A 13,347-nucleotide genomic window follows, 5' to 3' on the forward strand; every position below is an offset into this window, starting at 1 on the left:
ATTTTGTGTTTGCAGGCGATCCAATGCGGGCTTGCTCGCGAATGAAGACTGCGCGGTCTAACGCTCGATCAACCGCCCCAACCCATCCAGCAACCGCTGCAACGCCCCCTGGTTGCTGCGCATCACGTTCAACCCCGCCTCCGCCATCCGCTGCGCATCCCTCGGCAACTCGAACAGCCGCTGCACCGCAACCGCCAAGCCTTCGGCATCGTCCACTTCCTGCAACGCCCCGGCACTGCGCAACTGCGCGGCGATCTCGAGAAAGTTGAACAGGTGGGGCCCGCTGAGCACCGGTTTGGCCAACGCGGCCGGTTCCAGCAGATTGTGCCCGCCGTTCGGCACCAGGCTGCCGCCGACGAAGGCACTGTCGGCCAGGGCATAAAGAAACAGCAATTCGCCCATGGTGTCGCCCAGCAACACCGAAGTACCCGCGGTCACCGGCTCGCCCGTGGAACGGCGCACCGTCGCGAAACCCTGCTGCCGGCACAACTCGAACACCGCATTGAAACGCTCCGGATGGCGCGGCACCAGAATCAGCAACGCATCGGGATGACGGCTGAGCAACTGGCGATGAGCGGCCAGCACCACTTCGTCTTCACCTTCATGGGTGCTGGCGGCGATCCATACCGGACGCTCTTGCGCCTGCCATTGCGCACGCAACGCGGCAGCACGCTGCAGCAATGCCGGGTCGATGGTCAGGTCGAACTTGATCGAACCGGTCACTTCGACCGTTTCCGGACGCGCACCCAAGTCACGGAAGCGCTGGGCCTCGGCTTCGGTCTGCACCGCGAACAGGCTCATCTCGGTGAGCATCGGCCGGGTCAATTTGCTGAAACGACCATAGCCCTTGGCCGAACGCTCGGACAGGCGCGCATTGGCCAGCGCGACGGGAATCCCGCGCTTGGCGCACTGATGGATATGGTTGGGCCAGAGCTCGGTTTCCATGATCACTGCCAGGGTCGGCCGGACCCGATCAAGAAATCGCGCCGCGGCGCAGGGCAAGTCATATGGCAGATAGCAGTGCTGGATACGCGGCTCATTGGCGAACAGTGCCTGGATGCGCTCCGAACCGGTCGGGGTCATGCAGGTCACGGTAATCGGCAGTGTTGGATAACGTTGCAGCAAGGCGCGAATCATCGGCGCGGCCGCAATGCTTTCGCCAACGGATACCGCGTGCACCCAGATACCGCCCGGCCTCATCGCTGGCAGGCCGAGGGAGAAACGTTCGCCAATGCGCTTGGCGTAGGCCGGCGCCTTGCGCGCCCGCAGCCACAGCCGAATCGCTACCAATGGCAGCCCCAGGTAAAACAACGCGGTGTAGAGAGTTCTATTCATGGCGGCGGAGTTTATCGGGTTTTTCGCCAATCGCCTGCAAGTGCACGGCAAAACGTTCCGCCAGCCAACGGGCGGCCGGACCGAGGGGCTCGTCGCGGCGCCAGACCAGTTCCACAATCAACGCTGGCGGGGTCCATTCGCTGTCCAGTTCGACCATCAGCCCTTGATACGCCGGATATTGCACCACGTGTCGCGGCAGCCAGGCCCAACCGAGGCCACGCACCAGCCATTCGGCCATTACGTAGAAACTGTCGGTCCGCCAGACTTGCGGGCTGGCGGGTTCACTGCCGGGATAGACGCTGGACTGGGTGGACATCAGCAACTGCCGATACCGTGCCAGTTGCTGGCAGTCGACCCGAGACTGCTCCGCCAATGGATGCCCGACGCCACACACCGTGACCATTTCAACACTGCCCAACACCCGCCGCTCGAGCGCTTCGGGGATCTGATCGTGATAAAACAGCAGGCCCAGGTCGGCCCGACGCTCCACCAGTTTGCGCGCCACATCGCCCTGGGCTGCACTGGTCAACTGCACTTCAAGACTGGGAAATTTATCCGCCAGGGCCTCGAAGCTTTCGATGATCGGTTGATAGGGCATGGCTTCATCCTGAGCCACGCGCAGACGAGCCTCCTGGCCGCGCATCATCGCCAGCGCCCGGCCGTTGAGGCGTTCACATTGACGCAGCACTTCCCGCGCCTCGTCCAGCAAGGCATTGCCGGCCTCGGTGAGTTTCGGCTGGCGGCCACTGCTGCGATCGAACAGGCTGACGCCCAAGTCCTCTTCCAGCAGCGCAATCGAGCTGCTGACCGCCGACTGCGCCTTGCGCTGATCCCGCGCCACCGCGGAGAACGACCGCTGCTCCGCCACGCTGACAAACAACCGCAACTGGTCCAGATTCCATTGCATGTTCATGGCCAAACCCATCGCAATAACAGATAGGTAATGACTTTACCGCATCTGAAGAAGCTCTAGAATGCCGAACTCGGATAGCAACACTTCACACGAGGATTGACCCATGACCGCTTACTACTACCTGGCCATTGCCATCTGCGCTGAAGTGATCGCCACCGTCTCGATGAAAGCCGTCAAAGGCTTCAGCACCCCGCTGCCGCTGATTCTGGTGATTGTCGGTTACGGGATTGCCTTTTGGATGCTGACCCTGGTGGTGCGCAGCGTGCCGGTGGGCGTGGCCTACGCGGTGTGGGCAGGAATGGGCATCGTGATGGTCAGCGTCGCGGCGCTGTTTATCTACGGACAGAAGCTGGATGTGCCGGCGATGCTGGGGATGGCGCTGATTGTGTTGGGGGTTGTCGTCATTCAACTCTTCTCCAAAACCGCCGGGCACTAAGACCTGGAACTCGATTCACTGTGGGAGCGGGCTTGCTCGCGAAATCGATGTATCAGGCAACATTTGTGTCGACTGGCACACCGCTTTCGCGAGCAAGCCCGCTCCCACAGGTGCTTCAGCCCTTCCAATCGTCGAGCCTGTATACTGCGCCCTCGTCTTGAACACTGAGGTCGCTGCATGCCATCCGTTATTTCCACCGACGTTCTGATTGTCGGCGCTGGAGTCGCCGGGCTCTGGCTGAATGCGCGCCTGCGCCGCCAGGGTTTTTCGACCGTGCTGGTGGAAAGCGCCAGCCTCGGTGGCGGGCAGAGCGTGAAATCCCAGGGGATCATCCACGGCGGTGCCAAGTACGCCCTGCATGGCGCCCTGACTGGCGCCTCGGAAGCCATCGCCGACATGCCGCGTCGCTGGCGTGAAGCGCTGGCCGGGGACGGTGAGCTGGACCTGTCCGGCGTGCGCCTGCTGTCCGAAGCGCATTACCTCTGGTCTCCCGGCACCCTCGCCGGCAATCTCACCAGCTTCTTCGCCAGCAAGGCTGTACGCGGTCGCGTCGATCAGGTCACCGGTGAGCAATTGCCACCGGCGCTGCAAGACAAGCGTTTCAAAGGCAAGGTCTACCGGCTGGCGGAACTGGTGATCGACGTACCCAGCCTGATCCAGCGCCTGGCCGCCCTCGCGGGTGACAGTTTGCTCGCCGGGCAGAAAATCGAGCCGTTGCTGGAGGGTGGGAAGCTGATCGGCCTGAAGGTGGACGAGCGCGAGATCCGCGCCCAGCGCATCGTCTTCAGCGCCGGCGCCGGCACCGCGACCTTGCTTGAAACACTGGGGCTGACCCATCCCGCCATGCAACGCCGGCCGTTGCACATGATCATCGCCAAAGGCCCGGGCCTCAAACCGCTGTATGCCCACTGCCTGGGCGGTGGTACCAAACCGCGCATCACCGTGACCACGCACCCGGCGGCCGACGGACAATGGGTCTGGTACCTGGGTGGAGATATTGCCGAAGCCGAAGGTGTCGCCCGCGATCCCGCTGCGCAAATTGCCACGGCCCGCAAAGAACTCGGCCAATTACTGCCATGGATCGACCTGAGCACGGCGCAGTGGGCGACCTTGCGCGTGGATCGCGCCGAGCCGCTACAATCCGGATTGACCCGCCCCGACAACGCGTTTCTTGCCGAAGAGGGCCGGCTGCTGGTCGGTTGGCCCACCAAACTGGCACTCGCGCCAGACTTCGCCGACCGCGTCATCAGTTCATTGCAACGGGATGGCATCCAGCCAGGCCATCCGGCACCGCTGCCCGAACTGCCAAAACCACCGATGGGCATTCCAGCCTGGGAACAACTGCTGCCATGAGCCAACCCACCCTGCACGATCTGCATCGCCCTCTGGGCAGCACCGGCCTGCTGGTTTCGCCCCTGGGCCTGGGCACGGTAAAACTCGGCCGCGACCAAGGTGTGAAGTACCCCAACGGTTTTCAGATCCCCGGCGATGACGAAGCGCGCATGCTGCTCAAACTCGCGCGCGACCTGGGCATCAACCTGATCGATACGGCACCGGCCTATGGCCGCAGCGAAGAACGCCTTGGCCCGTTATTGCGCGGCCAGCGTCAGGACTGGGTAATCGTCAGCAAGGTCGGCGAAGAGTTTGCCGACGGTCAGTCCCGACACGATTTCAGTGCGGCGCATACCCGACTCTCGGTGGAACGCAGCCTGCAACGTCTGGAAACGGATTTTATTGACCTGGTGCTGGTGCACTCCGATGGCAACGACCTGGCGATCCTCAATGACAGCGAAGCCTATGCGACCCTTGCCGAACTCAAGGCCGAAGGCAAGATTCGCGGTTTCGGCTTTTCCGGAAAAACCGTCGCAGGCGGCTTGAAGGCTCTGGAACAAGGTGATTGCGCCATGGTCACCTACAATCTGAACGAACAGAACGAGAAGCCGGTCATTGACTATGCTGCTGCCCATGGCAAAGCCATTCTGGTCAAAAAAGCCCTCGCCAGCGGTCACGTCTGCCTGAGCCCGGGCGTGGACCCGGTGCGCGCCAGCTTCGAATTGTTGTTTGAACATCCGGGTGTCGCCAGTGCTATTGTCGGGACCATCAATCCGCTGCACCTCGCCCACAACGTCGCGACCGCTGCCCAGGTCCTACGTAGAAACTGACGCCGCCGACGCGGCCTTAAGCAGGAGCCGACATGCCGCGTACGCTCATAAGAAAGAACCCGAGCAACTTCAAGACCCTGCCGTTATTCGTCGAAGCGACCCCCGAAGGCTTGAGTTATCAGAGCGTCGGGATGCCGCTCAATTTTTCCCAGACCCTGCAACGTCGCCGCCCGGTGGCCGTAGCCGACACCGAACGTTTCGCGCTGGAGCTGGCCAATCTCGGCGTCTCGGTGCGCTTAACCCTGCATTGGCAGAATCGCGATTACTGGGTGTTGGTGCGTCAACGGCGGCAGGACCGCGGCGATGTGGTGCTCAAGCTGATCTCCGGCTACGTGCCGGCCCACGAACTGAACCTGCCGCTTCACACCGCGATCCAGGAGATTGCCGAAGAGTGCCTGCTGGAAACGCCTGAAGGCTGGCTCGGCGGACGCTTCAACGATACGTGGTTACCGGCGCCCTACTCTTCAGCCTTGCATTACCGTGAAGCCATGCCTTTTCGCCTGACCCCGTTGTCAGGCGCGGCGCGCCCGGTGCGTTGCGCCAACCTTCAGCTGATCGAACGTCCGCGGGCTTACGTGCACTTGCCGACGGCGTCGTTGCAACTGATCTATGACCTGCGCCTGGAAGTCCCCAAGGAAGCCAAATCCCTGAGCCTGTTTCATGTCGACGAGCGACTGGAAGGCGATCAACTGGTGGCCCGGCTCGACCGCAAGCGTCCCGACCTTTATTTGATGCCACTGCAAGACGGCCAGCCAATGGCCGAGCTCTTTACCTTGAAAAAGGATCAGTTGTACCCGGCGAGTACTCGCGGGTTGTACCTGGCAGAAAGCTTCGCCCGACAGGAAGGCTGGCTGGTACGCGATGAACGGATTCGCTGGAAGGATTGGGTGCGGGAGCAGGGGTTGAACCCGCCGGGGAAGGATTCCGGCCTGGCGCGGCTACGTGGGAAGGCCAAGCAACTGCTGAAAAAGATCGTGCCGCGTAAAAAAGTCAGCTCCTGAAAGAAAAAGATCGCAGCCTGCGCCAGCTCCTACAGGTGTACACAACCCCTGTAGGAGCTGGCTTGCCAGCGAAGGTCTCGAGGACGCCACGTTGATTCAGGCATACACGCGTTATCGTTGACGACCCTCACCCTGTAGGAGCTGGCTTGCCAGCGATGCACTCGAGGACGCCGCGTTGATTCAGGCATACACGCGTTATCGTTGACGACCTTCGCTGGCAAGCCAGCTCCTACAGGTGGGTTGTCATTCGGACTTGCGGATCTTCTCGACAATCGCCGTGGTCGAGCTGTTTTCAACCAGCCCCAGCACTTTCACGATGCCACCATACGTGGTCACGATGTCCGCACCGACCACCTGCTCGATCCCGTAATCACCGCCCTTGACCAGCACGTCCGGCTTGACTTCGCGCAGCAGGTTTTCCGGGGTGCCTTCAGGGAAGCTGATCACCCAGTCCACAGCGCCCAGGCCCGCCAGTACGGCCATGCGCCGGTCGACGCTGTTGATCGGACGACCCGGCCCTTTCAGACGGCTGACCGACGCATCGTCGTTGACCGCCACGATCAGACGATCGCCCTGGGCCCGCGCCTGTTCGAGATAAGTCACATGGCCGGCGTGCAGAATGTCGAAGCAACCATTGGTGAAGACGATCTTCTCGTTGTGCGCACGCGCATCGGCGACCGCCAGCACCAGTTGCTCAAGCCCCAGCACACCGCGCTCGGAACCTTCTTCACGCTGGATGGCCCGCCGCAGTTCCGGGGCGCTGATGGCCGCCGTACCGAGCTTGCCGACCACGATGCCCGCCGCCAGGTTGGCCAGGGCCACCGCGTGGGGCAGCTCTTCACCGGCGGCAATCGCTGCCGCCAGGGTGGAAATCACCGTGTCGCCGGCACCGGTCACGTCGAACACTTCACGGGCACGGGCCGGCAGGTGCAACGCCGGATGATCCGGACGCAGCAAGGTCATGCCGTGTTCGCCACGGGTCACCAGCAATGCGCCGAGGTCCAGGTCATGCATCAGCTGCGCACCCTTGCTCACCAACTCGTGCTCATCGGCGCAGCCACCGACGATGGCTTCGAATTCGCTGAGGTTCGGCGTGATCAAGCTCGCCCCACGGTAGATGGAGAAATCCTTGCCCTTGGGGTCGGCCAGCACCGGAATGCCACGGGCACGGGCGGCCTGGATCAGCACCTGATGGTTTTTCAGCGCGCCTTTGCCATAGTCCGACAGTACCAGCACCTTGATGCCTTCGAGCAGTTCGTCGACCTGCTCGCCCAACGCCAGGGCGTCGGTGGCGAAGGGTTCTTCGAAGTCGATACGCAGCAGTTGCTGGTGACGACTCATGACCCGCAGCTTGACGATGGTTGGCTGGTGCGCGATGCGCTGGAACAAGGCCCGCACGCCCGCGCCCTTGAGGCTATTGACCAGGCTGTCGGCGGCTTCATCGTCGCCAGTGACGCCGACCAGCGACGCCGGGGCACCCAGGGCGGCAATGTTCAACGCAACGTTGGCGGCACCGCCCGGGCGGTCCTCGATTTGCTCGACCTTGACCACCGGTACCGGCGCCTCAGGGGAAATCCGTGAGGTACCACCATGCCAGTAACGGTCGAGCATGACATCGCCGACCACCAAGACAGGGGCTTGATCGAATCGCGGCATGGACAACTTCATGGTGCAACCCACATACAGAATGAACAGGGGCGCGATATTAACACAGGCTTGGCGTGGGCTAGTGTGACGGCTGCAACGGGATGATTCGGCTCGGATTTCTATTGATGGCTGAGCACATATCACCGGACGCATTGCACGTCGGGCGTGCGAGAGGTGAGCCAGGCCCACCCTCTCGCCGGCTCAGGCGATGCCGGCCGACACCGGCTCGTCCAGGCCCATCGCATGCAGGCGCGAATAGTAGCCGTTTTGCGCCAGCAACTGGGCGTGGGTGCCACGCTCGACGATTTCCCCATGGTCCATGACCAGGATCAGATCGGCTTTCTCGATGGTCGACAAGCGGTGCGCGATCACCAGGGTGGTGCGACCTTTCATGACGTGATCCAGGGCCGCCTGAATATGCCGCTCGGACTCGGTATCGAGCGCCGACGTCGCTTCGTCGAGAATCAGCAAGGGTGCATTCTTCAACAGGGCACGGGCAATCGCCAGGCGTTGACGCTGTCCGCCGGACAGCAACACGCCGTTTTCCCCGACCTGAGTGTCCAGCCCCTGGGGCATTTCCGAGATGAAGTCCATCGCGTAGGCATCCGTGGCGGCCTTCTCGATATCGGCACGCGGTGCATCGGCCAGGTCGCCGTAGGCGATGTTGTTGGCAATGGTGTCGTTGAACAGGGTCACATGCTGCGTGACTTGCGCCACATGCCGACGCAGGTTGCGCAGGCGATAGTCTTCGATTTCCACGTCATCGAGCATGATTTCGCCGACGTCGTGGTGATAGAAACGCGGAATCAGGCTGGCCAGGGTCGACTTGCCGCTCCCCGAGCGCCCGACCAGGGCGATCATTTGTCCCGGTGCCGCGGTGAAGTTGATGTTTTTCAGCACTTCGCGCTCGGTCCCCGGGTACGTGAAACTGAGGTTGCGCACTTCCAGGTGGCCGCTCACGCGATCACGTTCGACGGTGCCGTTGTCGACCTCGGGTTCGACGTCCAGCTGCTCGAAAATGCTTTCGGCACCGGCGACGCCTTTCTGGATGGTCGAACTGACTTCCGACAGCTGTCGAATCGGCTTGGGCAACAGACCCGCCGCGGTGATGTAGGCCACCAGATCACCGGCGGAGGCGTCGCCGCGCAGAAACAGCACCAGGAACATCAGCACCGCCATGGCGGTATAGATCACCAACTGCAACATGGGCGTGTACACCGCGCCGGTCTTGGTCATGCGCAATTGTTTGTCGGTGTTGCCCTGGCTGGCCTCGGCAAAGCGACGCTTTTCATAGTTCTCGCCACCGAAGCTGCGCACCACGCGATACCCCTGGATGGTCTCGGAAGCCACGTGAGTCACGTCGCCCATCGCCACCTGGATCTTCTTGCTCTGCTTGCGAAATTTCTTGCTGGTATTGCCGACCATGAACGCGATGACCGGCAGGATCGCCAGCATCACGATCGTCAGTTTCCAGTTCATCCACACCAGATAAGCGAACAGGAACACCACGGTCAGGCCTTCACGGATGACCACCTTGATGGCGTCCGTGGCTGCGCCGGTCACCATGGTCACGTTGAAGGTGATGCGCGAGATCAGGTGCCCGGAGTTGTGGGTATCGAAATAGCGATTGGGCAACACCAGCAGCTTGTTGAACAACTCGACACGCAGGTCGTGAACCAGGCCCAGGGAAACCTTGGCCAGGAAGTAGTTACCCAGAAATGACCCCAGGCCTTGCCACGCGGCGATCAGGATGATCAGCAACGGCACGGCCATCAGCAACTGCAAGTCTTTCAGGTAGGGGACGTTGGGGAAGAGCACCGCTTCAGGATTGCTCAGGCCATCGACGAAATATTTGAGGATCCCCGCCAGCATGGGCTGAGTGGAGGCAAAAATCACGAAGCCCACGATACTCAGCAGGAAAAGGCCGGTATAGGGTTTTACATACCCCAGCAGCCGAAAATAGATTTTCAAGCTGGAATCCTGTCCCGCTATGGGCGGTGCGTCACTCATCGTAGAGCTCACTGATTAGGAAGAACGCGAAATTTTATCACAAGCGCCGGAATCGGCCCGCGCCCATACCAAAACACCGGCCAGACCTACAGGCAACCAACTGATGAACCACTCCGCCCTTGGCGTTCCGGTCAGGCTGGCCGCGTCGAATTGCATGGCCAGGGACGAAAACAGCCAGATGCCGATGACACCTTGGCCATAGAGGGTTTCCCGGGCCTTCCAGGCTTGATACAGGATTGCAATCCATGTCGCGCACCACAATAACAGGCCCGGCAGGCCCAGTTCGATAGCGACATGGGTGAACAGATTATGGGCATGGTCAAAGTAGATGCCGTCGGCGAACACTTTGTAGGCACCACCCAGCCCCAACCCCTGCCACGGATGTTCGGCGATCATTTGCAGGCTTGCCATCAGGATCTGCGGACGATAGGAAACGCCGCGGGCCAACACCAGAGGCTCGAGAAACCAGAAAGCCAGCATCGCGACGGTCAATGCCGACACGGCAATGATCCGGCTGCGACGATCACGGCACCAGATGGGCATGGCGAGCAACGTCAGAAACAGCGCCAACGCCGCACCACGGCTCTGGCTAAGCACTACAAATAGCCCCAGCAACCCTAGCGCGAGCGCCCAGACCGCTTGCAGCCGGCGATCCCGCGGGACCCAATGCACAAGCCACACGGCCGCCAGCCCGATGACATACCCCCCCAGAATCGGATGAGCCAACTCGCCCAACCCCTCGACGCGCGCATACCAGACGCTGCCATTGATCACATAAAACCTGACCATCGCCGCCAAGGCAGTCAATGCCAACCCCAGGCCACCCCATTGCATGACGCGTATGACCCGCTCGGGTCGGGCATTGGCAAAGACCGGGAAGAACAGCAGAAACACACCGATATACAACAAACGCTTGGCTTCGCGACCCGGGTCTTCGGCATTGGTCCATGACAGGCTGATCAATGACCAGACCACCAGACCGAGCAATGGCAGGTAGATCCAGCGCTGTTTATCGAGCAGTTCTGCGAGCCTGGCCCGTGTTGACCAGGCGAACATTATGGCCGGCAGCCAGAGCGTTGCGACCAGGCCCTGCTGATAGACTTTATTGGTAGGCGCAACGGCGATGGCCAACAGGAACCACAGCAGACCGATCGTCATCCATGCTTGCGCCCAGCGTGTTTCCTGCATCAATGTGCTCCTTGGTTGATTCGCCCCGCCTAACCCGGCATGGTTAAAACTGAAACTTTTCGGCATCATTGCCCGCCACTGTGCCCCGCTATTCCAACAAGGCTTCCTACGATGCAATGCTCCCGACTTGCGCAAGACGCTTTAAATCGAATGATTGAAGGCGCCAAAATACTGGAGGCCGATAGCTTCGGCCCGAAAGTCTACCTGTTGCAGGACGGGAATATCCTCAAACTGTTCAGGCGCAAGCGTATTTTTTCCTCCGCCCTGTTTCGTCCGTATTCGAAGCGCTTCATCGACAATGCCATCGAACTGCAAAAACTGGGTGTGCCCACCTTTGAGGTCCTGCAGTTCTTCCAACTGCAAGCCCCGGGCATGACGGCTGTGCTTTACCGGCCCCTGCCTGGAGAAACCCTGCGCCAGATTGCCGACAAGGAAGGTTTCAACTGGCAGCAGAACCTGCCTGCTCTGGCGGGCCTGATACGCAGTCTTCATTCGTCGGGGATCTACTTTCGTTCATTGCACCTGGGAAACATCGTGGTGACACCGGACAATCGGATGGGCCTGATCGACGTGGCGGACATGCGTTTCATGCGGGCACCGCTGCCCAGGCACCTGATCAAGCGCAACCTGCAACACTTCGCCCGCTATATTGCACGAGAGAACCTGAACGGCAGCTTTCCAATGCAAGCGCTGGAGCAAGCCGTTCTGCCGTCATGAGAGCAATCGGCGGGCGACTTGACTGAAGTCCGACCAGGCCTGGTCCGGCGCCAGTTCCAGATATTGCTCCGCGGCGACGTTTTTCGCACAGACGCTGAACGCGCGCAAGATGGCATCGCTCCAGGCACTGACATCATCGACGGGGGCATACCAGCCCGTATGAGCCAACTGCTCGCGGAACACCGGCAAGTCGCTGGAGATGACCGGCACGCCCGCCATCACGGCCTCTTGCATGATCAACCCCAGCCCCTCGCTGAGTGAAGGGATTGCGACCCAGTCGAAGGCGCTGTAAAGCTGCGCAGCCTCGTTGAGGTGACCGGGCAACGAGACACGGGCATTCAATCCCAGGTGGTCGATGCGCGCTTGCAGCGCTGCCCGGGTCGATCCTTCGCCGATGATCACCAGGCGCAGGTCGGGTCGTTGCTGCAAGGCCGAAGTAAAGGCCTCGAACAGACACGCAAAACCCTTCTTGTCCTCGAATCGTCCGACCGCACCGAGCACCGGCGTATGATCCAGGGGCAATCCCAACCGGGCACGGGCCTGCTCTCGCGAGAGCACTGCCGAACGGAAGGAGGCAGGGTCGAACGCACTGCGCAGGGTCATCACGGGCAATTGGAGGTCGTCGCTCAACTGGGTGGCCAAGGTATTGGACACTGCAACCAAGGTCAGCCGGGAAGACGCAGTGAGCTGCTCGAAGAGCGCTCGATCCGTGGCACGCAGACGCGTGGAGCCATGGAAAATCACCACCGCGCGGATATGTGGCAGCGTTTTGAGCAGCGGCAACAGCGTGCGTGCGACGCCCAAACCATCGAGCAGCAGCAGCTGCGCCTCACTCTGCATGAGCGCCTTCTGAAAGCCGGCCTGCATCCAGGGCTTCGTCAGCCGCCAGAAATGCCGCCCCTTCAAGCGGGCAGAGGACAGTTTCCATTCCCGGGCATCGCCTACGCTCAGCCCGCACTCGGACACGCTGCCTTGCAGCAACCAGGTCTTCACTGATGCAGTGGGACCAGCCTGCGAGAGAATTTGCTGATGAACCTTGTGAATCGATGCGTATGGAGCACCACCGGACCACATGACGTTAAGGATATTCATAGAGCAACAAGCCAATGCAAGGGTCCCGGGTGACAAGCGGTGCACTTAGTTGATGAACCAGCCAATGCAGACTCCCAGCAGTAGAAACAATCCGGACTTCACATGGTCTCGTCGACTGCGGCGCACCTTGCGCCGACGTTCAATCGACGTCTGTACATGGAGGCCAAATCCGGTATGCCGAACGGCATCCCCTTCCAGGGTCACGGCAGTCAAATCGAGCTGTGCGTAACGCTGCGACAACGCCTTTTCCCCACCGTGTTCGGCAAATGGGGCGCAGAGTCGATATTCCTTCATGCGACGCAGCCCGGGATTCAGCGAAAAACTCTGCCACTCGGGCTTATCGGAGATTAGCGGGTAACACGGCACCCCACCGATAATTTCGCGGGCGCCCTGGTGAATGTAGGGGCTGTGAACACACAGATCGTAAATATAGTTGCGCAACCACACCTGGAGAATTTCCGGGCGCAACTCGAGGATGGCCATGGAGTCTTCCACAAACCCCGGGCGATAGAACTCCCAGTCATCTTCGCAATGAAAGATGTAGGGCGTGCTGACGTGTTCGTACGCCAGATCGATCGACGCCAACTGGCCGAGCTTCGGGCGATTGACGAACACCGTGCAGTGATCTTTCCAATGGGCGGGAATGACCGAGTGCACCTGATCGTCCCCTGCATCTTCAGTGATGAAGACTTCGCGGATGGCGGCGGTATTGAACCGGTCAAAACTCTCGAGAGTTATTTTGAGCAGGTCCAGGCGGCCACAGCTGGTGACCACTAATGTGATGTTACTTTCGTTAGAAAAGTGCACCTGATTCCCGATTAAAAGTCAAAGTGCCAGCCATCTCAA

Annotated in this window: 12 protein-coding genes; 5 read left to right on the plus strand and 7 right to left on the minus strand. The window is 60.8% G+C overall.

The features are described 5' to 3' along the window. Nucleotides 1-57: 57 nt before the first annotated feature. Both waaA and BZ163_RS23945 read right to left on the minus strand, forming a co-directional pair. Nucleotides 58-1,335, minus strand: coding sequence for a lipid IV(A) 3-deoxy-D-manno-octulosonic acid transferase (gene waaA, locus BZ163_RS23940; RefSeq protein WP_128872864.1), 1,278 nt, complete (start codon nucleotides 1,333-1,335; stop codon nucleotides 58-60). Further along, a complete protein-coding gene (locus BZ163_RS23945) occupies nucleotides 1,328-2,248 on the minus strand; it encodes a LysR family transcriptional regulator (protein WP_128872865.1) in 921 nt (306 codons plus the stop codon). The genes waaA and BZ163_RS23945 overlap by 8 nt, the downstream gene beginning before the upstream one ends. 103 nt (nucleotides 2,249-2,351) lie before the next feature. Between BZ163_RS23945 and BZ163_RS23950 the strand changes: the two genes are divergently transcribed. The 4 genes from BZ163_RS23950 to BZ163_RS23965 all read left to right on the plus strand — a co-directional run bounded on the left by BZ163_RS23950 (nucleotide 2,352) and on the right by BZ163_RS23965 (nucleotide 5,847). After that, nucleotides 2,352-2,684: a multidrug efflux SMR transporter gene (locus tag BZ163_RS23950; RefSeq protein WP_008027887.1), complete on the plus strand. Its 333-nt coding sequence runs from the start codon at nucleotides 2,352-2,354 to the stop codon at nucleotides 2,682-2,684. A gap of 177 nt (nucleotides 2,685-2,861) precedes the next feature. After that, on the plus strand, nucleotides 2,862-4,037 hold the full coding sequence (locus BZ163_RS23955) for an FAD-binding oxidoreductase (protein WP_128872866.1): 1,176 nt from the start codon (nucleotides 2,862-2,864) through the stop codon (nucleotides 4,035-4,037). After that, nucleotides 4,034-4,846, plus strand: coding sequence for an aldo/keto reductase (locus BZ163_RS23960; RefSeq protein ID WP_128872867.1), 813 nt, complete (start codon nucleotides 4,034-4,036; stop codon nucleotides 4,844-4,846). Before BZ163_RS23955 ends, BZ163_RS23960 begins: the two co-directional genes overlap by 4 nt. Before the next feature lie 32 nt (nucleotides 4,847-4,878). After that, nucleotides 4,879-5,847 carry a metal ABC transporter ATPase gene (locus BZ163_RS23965; RefSeq protein ID WP_128872868.1) on the plus strand — a complete coding sequence of 323 codons (969 nt, stop codon included), beginning with the start codon at nucleotides 4,879-4,881 and terminating at the stop codon, nucleotides 5,845-5,847. Nucleotides 5,848-6,090: 243 nt separating this feature from the next. Here BZ163_RS23965 and hldE read toward each other — a convergent pair whose 3' ends face one another. The 3 genes from hldE to BZ163_RS23980 form a co-directional block, all read right to left on the minus strand. Continuing rightward, nucleotides 6,091-7,515, minus strand: a complete 1,425-nt coding sequence (gene hldE, locus BZ163_RS23970) for a bifunctional D-glycero-beta-D-manno-heptose-7-phosphate kinase/D-glycero-beta-D-manno-heptose 1-phosphate adenylyltransferase HldE (protein WP_128872869.1) — start codon at nucleotides 7,513-7,515, stop codon at nucleotides 6,091-6,093. Between the two features lie 180 nt (nucleotides 7,516-7,695). Beyond that, nucleotides 7,696-9,504: a lipid A export permease/ATP-binding protein MsbA gene (gene msbA, locus BZ163_RS23975; protein ID WP_128872870.1), complete on the minus strand. Its 1,809-nt coding sequence runs from the start codon at nucleotides 9,502-9,504 to the stop codon at nucleotides 7,696-7,698. Between the two features lie 15 nt (nucleotides 9,505-9,519). Next, the gene (locus BZ163_RS23980) at nucleotides 9,520-10,692 is read right to left on the minus strand and encodes an O-antigen ligase (RefSeq protein WP_128872871.1); all 1,173 of its coding nucleotides are present in this window, start codon (nucleotides 10,690-10,692) and stop codon (nucleotides 9,520-9,522) included. Nucleotides 10,693-10,842: 150 nt separating this feature from the next. On the opposite strand from BZ163_RS23980, the gene BZ163_RS23985 reads away from it, so the two are divergent. Further along, nucleotides 10,843-11,409 carry a toluene tolerance protein gene (locus BZ163_RS23985; protein WP_256579107.1) on the plus strand — a complete coding sequence of 189 codons (567 nt, stop codon included), beginning with the start codon at nucleotides 10,843-10,845 and terminating at the stop codon, nucleotides 11,407-11,409. Here BZ163_RS23985 and BZ163_RS23990 read toward each other — a convergent pair. Together BZ163_RS23990 and BZ163_RS23995 are read right to left on the minus strand one after the other, a co-directional pair. After that, on the minus strand, nucleotides 11,404-12,501 hold the full coding sequence (locus tag BZ163_RS23990; protein WP_128872873.1) for a glycosyltransferase: 1,098 nt from the start codon (nucleotides 12,499-12,501) through the stop codon (nucleotides 11,404-11,406). The genes BZ163_RS23985 and BZ163_RS23990 overlap by 6 nt on opposite strands. 45 nt (nucleotides 12,502-12,546) lie before the next feature. Then, nucleotides 12,547-13,308, minus strand: a complete 762-nt coding sequence (locus BZ163_RS23995) for a glycosyltransferase family 2 protein (RefSeq protein WP_128872874.1) — start codon at nucleotides 13,306-13,308, stop codon at nucleotides 12,547-12,549. Between the last annotated feature and the right edge of the window lie 39 nt (nucleotides 13,309-13,347).

The sequence above is a fragment of the Pseudomonas sp. VI4.1 genome (assembly GCF_002029345.1).
GTDB lineage: Bacteria > Pseudomonadota > Gammaproteobacteria > Pseudomonadales > Pseudomonadaceae > Aquipseudomonas.

Bases quoted from the DNA above. Each gene is read 5' to 3' on its own strand.
- BZ163_RS23950 (WP_008027887.1), top strand. From the start codon at position 2,352: ATGACCGCTTACTACTACCTGGCCATTGCCATCTGCGCTGAAGTGATC.
- BZ163_RS23945 (WP_128872865.1), bottom strand. From the start codon at position 2,248: ATGAACATGCAATGGAATCTGGACCAGTTGCGGTTGTTTGTCAGCGTG.
- BZ163_RS23985 (WP_256579107.1), top strand. From the start codon at position 10,843: ATGATTGAAGGCGCCAAAATACTGGAGGCCGATAGCTTCGGCCCGAAA.
- BZ163_RS23965 (WP_128872868.1), top strand. From the start codon at position 4,879: ATGCCGCGTACGCTCATAAGAAAGAACCCGAGCAACTTCAAGACCCTG.
- BZ163_RS23955 (WP_128872866.1), top strand. From the start codon at position 2,862: ATGCCATCCGTTATTTCCACCGACGTTCTGATTGTCGGCGCTGGAGTC.
- BZ163_RS23960 (WP_128872867.1), top strand. From the start codon at position 4,034: ATGAGCCAACCCACCCTGCACGATCTGCATCGCCCTCTGGGCAGCACC.
- hldE (WP_128872869.1), bottom strand. From the start codon at position 7,515: ATGAAGTTGTCCATGCCGCGATTCGATCAAGCCCCTGTCTTGGTGGTC.
- waaA (WP_128872864.1), bottom strand. From the start codon at position 1,335: ATGAATAGAACTCTCTACACCGCGTTGTTTTACCTGGGGCTGCCATTG.
- msbA (WP_128872870.1), bottom strand. From the start codon at position 9,504: ATGAGTGACGCACCGCCCATAGCGGGACAGGATTCCAGCTTGAAAATC.
- BZ163_RS23980 (WP_128872871.1), bottom strand. From the start codon at position 10,692: ATGCAGGAAACACGCTGGGCGCAAGCATGGATGACGATCGGTCTGCTG.
- BZ163_RS23990 (WP_128872873.1), bottom strand. From the start codon at position 12,501: ATGAATATCCTTAACGTCATGTGGTCCGGTGGTGCTCCATACGCATCG.